This window comes from Cnuella takakiae (assembly GCF_001953305.1).
Taxonomy (GTDB): Bacteria; Bacteroidota; Bacteroidia; order Chitinophagales; family Chitinophagaceae; genus Flavisolibacter; species Flavisolibacter takakiae.
Map to the genome: position 1 here is coordinate 4,838,778 of NZ_MTFE01000010.1, position 5,064 is coordinate 4,843,841.

The 5,064-nt window shown below is 52.0% G+C and carries 2 protein-coding genes; both read left to right on the forward strand.

Annotated elements, in window-relative coordinates; translation table 11 throughout:
* Nucleotides 1–108 precede the first annotated feature (108 nt).
* Nucleotides 109–2,961: a M16 family metallopeptidase gene (locus BUE76_RS20750; protein WP_073044303.1), complete on the forward strand. Its 2,853-nt coding sequence runs from the start codon at nucleotides 109–111 to the stop codon at nucleotides 2,959–2,961.
* A gap of 212 nt (nucleotides 2,962–3,173) precedes the next feature.
* Nucleotides 3,174–4,928 carry an ABC transporter ATP-binding protein gene (locus BUE76_RS20755; RefSeq protein ID WP_073044302.1) on the forward strand — a complete coding sequence of 585 codons (1,755 nt, stop codon included), beginning with the start codon at nucleotides 3,174–3,176 and terminating at the stop codon, nucleotides 4,926–4,928.
* The last annotated feature ends 136 nt before the right edge of the window (nucleotides 4,929–5,064 follow it).

Genomic DNA, 5,064 nt, shown 5'->3' on the forward strand with positions numbered 1-5,064 from the left:
TATAAACCTTATAGGTTTCCTTACACGCCCATCTAATATTTTGATAAACGGTAAAAGCTATGCCTGCCTTTGGCGTAATTTACGCCCTCGCAAAAAAACTCCTTTCACATGAAGAAAAAAGCTCTGGTGCTGGCATCAGGTGCGCTGTTGCTTTTCAGCGCCGCCTTTGGTCAGGCCAAACTGGTGGAAAAGGTTACCAAAACCGGCTCCCAGATGGTGATCCCCTACGAAAAGTACCTGTTGCCCAATGGATTGACCGTGATTGTGCACGAAGACCACAGCGACCCCGTGGTGCATGTGGATGTTACCTACCACGTAGGTTCGGCCCGCGAAGAGATTGGAAAATCGGGTTTTGCCCACTTCTTTGAGCACATGATGTTCCAGGGCTCCGACAACGTGGCCGACGAGCAGCACTTCAAGATCGTTACCGAGTCGGGTGGTACCCTCAATGGTACTACCAACCGCGACCGCACCAACTATTTTGAAACCGTGCCCGCCAACCAGCTCGAAAAAATGTTGTGGCTGGAAGCCGACCGCATGGGCTTTTTGCTGGATGCCGTTACCCAGAAGAAATTCGAGGTACAACGTGCTACCGTGAAAAATGAAAGAGGCCAGAACTACGACAACCGTCCCTATGGCCTGGCTTTCGAAAAGATCAGCACTGCGCTCTATCCTTACGGCCACCCCTATAGCTGGCTTACCATTGGTTATGTGGAAGACCTGGACCGTGTAAATGCGGCCGACCTGAAGAACTTCTTCCTGCGCTGGTACGGCCCCAACAACGCTACCGTTACCATTGGTGGCGATGTCAAGCCCGCCGATGCCGTGAAGCTGGTGGAAAAATACTTTGGCGCCATCCCCCGCGGCCCCGAAGTAAAACCTGTTACCGTAGCCCCTGTGCAGCTGGATAAAACCCGCTACACTTCCTACGTTGACAACTATGCCCGCCTGCCCCTGCTTTTTGTAAACTACCCCACCGTTGCCAACTACCACCCCGATATGGCGCCTTTGGCTTGCCTGGCGCAGGTACTGGGCCAGGGCCGCAACTCGGTACTGTACCAACAGCTCACCAAGAAGCAGCTGGCACTCCAGGCCGGTGGCTCTTCGCAGCTGAGCGAACTGGCAGGTGAAATGTCGTTCCAGATCGTGCCCTACCCTGGCAAGACCCTGGCCGATATGGAAAAGCTGTTCCGTGCATCGCTCGACACTTTTGAAGCCCGCGGCGTAACCGACGAGGACATCGCCAAATTCAAAGGCGGCATCGAATCGCAACTGGTAAACGGCCTGCAGAGTGTTTCGGGTAAAGTAAGCCAGCTGGCTGCTTTTGAAACCTTTACCGGCAACCCCAACAGGATTGCTGAAATGCTGAAGGCTTATACTTCGGTAACCAAGGAAGATGTAATGCGGGTGTACAACCAGTACATCAAAGGCAAACCTGCCGTAGTGCTGAGCGTATTGCCCAAGGGCCAGGAAAAAATGATTGCCGCAGCCGACAACTATACCATCGACAGTGCTGGCTACAAAGCCCCTGATTATGGTTATGCCGGCCTGAAATACAATAAAGCAAAGGACAATTTCGACCGCAAGAAAATGCCGGGCAATGGCGCCAACCCTGTTGTTGCCGTACCTGCTTTCTGGCGTAAGAGCCTGGCCAATGGCGCCAAAGTAATTGGCACCCAAAATACCGAGGTACCTACTGTTACCTTCTCGCTCACCATTCCCGGCGGCCACCTGGCACAAGCCGGCGACCTGAAGAAAGCAGGCCTTGCTTCGCTGTTTGCCGACATGATGGGTGAAGACACCAAGAACTACACCGCCGAGCAACTGTCGGTGGAATTGCAGAAACTGGGTTCTTCTATTTCTGTAAGCAGCAATACCGATGGTATCGTTTACTCGGTGCAGTCGCTGAAGAAAAACTTCCCTGCCACTATGGCCCTGCTGCAGGAGCGTTTGTTCAACCCCAAGTTTACCGAAGATGCTTTCAACCGCATCAAGAAGCAAACCCTGGAAGCATTCAAGCAGCAAAAAGCACAACCTGCCGCTGTTGCCGATGCGGTATTTGCCAAACTGAACTACGGTACCGACCATATCCTGGGTATTTCGCAGGACGGCACCGAAGAAACCGTGAATAATATCACCCTGGTCGATATCCAGAACTACTACAACAACTACATGACTTCTGTTGATGCCAAAGTAGTAGTGGTAGGCGATATCACCGAAGCCGAAGCGGTTCCCCAGCTGGCTTTCCTTGACAAACTGCCCAAGAAGAAAATCGAGCTGGCAAAGGTTAACCCCACACCTGCCGTTGATAAAACCAAGGTGTACCTGGTAGATGTACCCAAGGCTGCACAGAGCGAGTTCCGCGTGGGCTATGCCACCGGCCTGAAGTACGACGCCACCGGCGACTACTACAAGAGCAACCTGATGAACTTCCCGCTGGGTGGTGGCTTCAACAGCCGCCTCAACCTGAATCTGCGTGAAGACAAAGGCTGGACCTATGGTGCACGTGCCGGCTTCAGCGGCGATGAGCACAGCGGTGATTTCGAGTTCAGCTCGGGCATCAAAGCCGGTGCTACCGACAGCGCCCTTGCCGAGGTGATGAAGGAAATCCGCAACTACGTGGCCAACGGTCCTTCCAACGAGGAAGTAGCCTTCATGAAGAGCGCCATTGGCCAGGCCGATGCCCGCAACTATGAAACCGGTTTCCAGAAAGCGGCCTTCATTTCGCGCATCCTCAGCTACAACCTGCCCGCCAACTTTGTAGAACAACAGAACAAGATCCTGCAAAGCATGACGCCTGCACAGCTGAAAGCGCTGGCGCAAAAACAACTTAAGCCCGAGAAAATGAATATCCTGCTGGTAGGCGATAAAACCAAGATCATCGAGGGTGTGAAGAAGCTGGGTTACGAAGTAGTAGAACTGGATGCCGACGGCAAGAAGCTGGAAGGAAAGACCTTCTAGTTTGCAGTCATAAGTTTATAGTTCAAGGACGCTGATAAAGCAAGTTTGTTTATTGGTTATAGAGCGCTTCCGAAAGGGGGCGCTTTTTTTAGCTCCAAGCTGTTAGCTGCAAGCTACAAGTAGCAAAAAGCTTGTGGCTTGCCACTTGAAGCTTGTAGCTACACCCTTGCAGCTTCCCTCACCCGGTGTACTTTTTGCCGACCTTTACCCCGATGCGCATACTTTGGAATTACCTTAAACCCCACCGGAACCTCCTGCTCATTTCCCTGCTGCTGGCAACAGCCGCGCAACTGCTCACCCTTATCGATCCCATCATCTTTGGCAAGATCATCGACGACTATGCCAACAAGCGGGATAACCGGCCCGAAAAGGAGTTGATAGAAGGCGTACTGTTTTGGTTGGGCATCGCCATTACAGTGGCACTGGCAGGACGGCTGGCAAAAGCTTTCCAGGAATATACTACCCGGCTGGCTGTAGCCCGCTTCGGCATGCAGATATTCAACGACGGGTTGAAACAAACCCTGCGCCTCAACTTCCAGGAGTATGAAGAAAGCCGCAGCGGCGAAACACTTTCCGTATTGCAAAAAGTAAAGACAGACACAGAACGGTTTATAACCTCTTTCATCAACGTGGTCTTTTCCTCCTTTGTGGGTATTGGGTTTCTGATCTGGTACAGCATTACTAAAAACTGGTTGCTCATTCCTGTATTCATCATCGGCATCGTGGTACTGGGTAGCCTCACCGGTTTGTTGTCCAAGAAAATAAAAACGGTGCAACGCTCCATCAACCGCGAGACCAACAAGATGAGTGGTGTGATCACTGAAAGCCTGCGCAATATTGAACTGGTGAAAAGCCTTGGGCTCACCTTCCCGGAGATTCGCCGCCTGCGCGACCAGACACAAAGGATTTTTGACCTGGAGATGGTAAAGGTGCGCAAGGTGCGGATGCTCTCATTTTTACAAGGCACCACGCTCAACCTGCTGCGGCAGTCTATCCTTTTTATCCTGCTCTGGCTCATCTTCCGCGACATCCTTTCCACCGGCGAGCTCATTACCATGCAGTTCATCTCCACCGGCATTTTTGGACCGCTACAGGACCTGGGCAATATCATTTTGCAGTACCGCGAAGTGGATGCTTCCATCCACAACTTTGACACCCTGATGCACAAGCCCATCGAGCGCAGGCCCGAGCATCCCGTTGACATTGGCCCCTTGCAAAATCTCCGTTTTGAAAACGTGGTATTCCGCCACAAAACGGGCGTAGGCAATGCTATTGATGGCATTTCTTTTTCGGTAAAAACAGGCGAAACCATTGCCTTTGTGGGCCCTTCCGGCTCGGGCAAGAGCACGCTGGTAAAACTGCTCGTAGGCTTGTACAAACCGGTAAATGGCGCCATTTATTTTAATGAAGAAGGCTCGGATGAAATCCGCTACAATGAACTGCGCCGCCAAATCGGTTTTGTAACCCAGGACACCCAGCTTTTTGCAGGCACCATCCGCGACAACCTGTTGTTTGTAAAAGCAGAAGCTACAGATGAAGAAATAACGGAAGCCTTGCACAAGGCTGCATGTGAAGGTTTGTTGTCGCGCAGCGAAAAAGGAATTGACACTATCTTGGGCGAAGGCGGCATGAAGCTTTCAGGTGGCGAAAAGCAACGCATCTCCATTGCCCGTGCCCTGTTGCGGCACCCACGCTTACTGATCTTCGACGAAGCCACATCGGCCCTTGACTCTATCACTGAAGAAAATATCAGCGCTACCATCCGCCAGATATCGGCTGCCCGTGAACAGATTACTATTCTGATTGCGCACCGCCTCAGCACCATCCTGCATGCCGATACCATTTTTGTGCTGGAACGTGGCAAAGTGGTAGAAACAGGCAACCATGAAGCGCTGTTGCAGCAACGTGGATTGTATTATGCCATGTGGCGCCAGCAGGTAGGCGAACGGAGGCCGCAGAGTATGTGAGGAAATAGTTTGGCATGGCAGCACCCTCAGACACTGTCATGCTGACGTATGTCAGTATCTCCTGCTTTCCCCAGAGTACCTGTAAACACAAGGGGATGCCGAAACAAGTTCGGCATGACAGACACTGCAGACCGGA

What these genes read in the sequence shown, in the direction of transcription:
- BUE76_RS20750 (WP_073044303.1), top strand. Translation starts at nt 109, where the DNA reads ATGAAGAAAAAAGCTCTGGTGCTGGCATCAGGTGCGCTGTTGCTTTTC.
- BUE76_RS20755 (WP_073044302.1), top strand. Translation starts at nt 3,174, where the DNA reads ATGCGCATACTTTGGAATTACCTTAAACCCCACCGGAACCTCCTGCTC.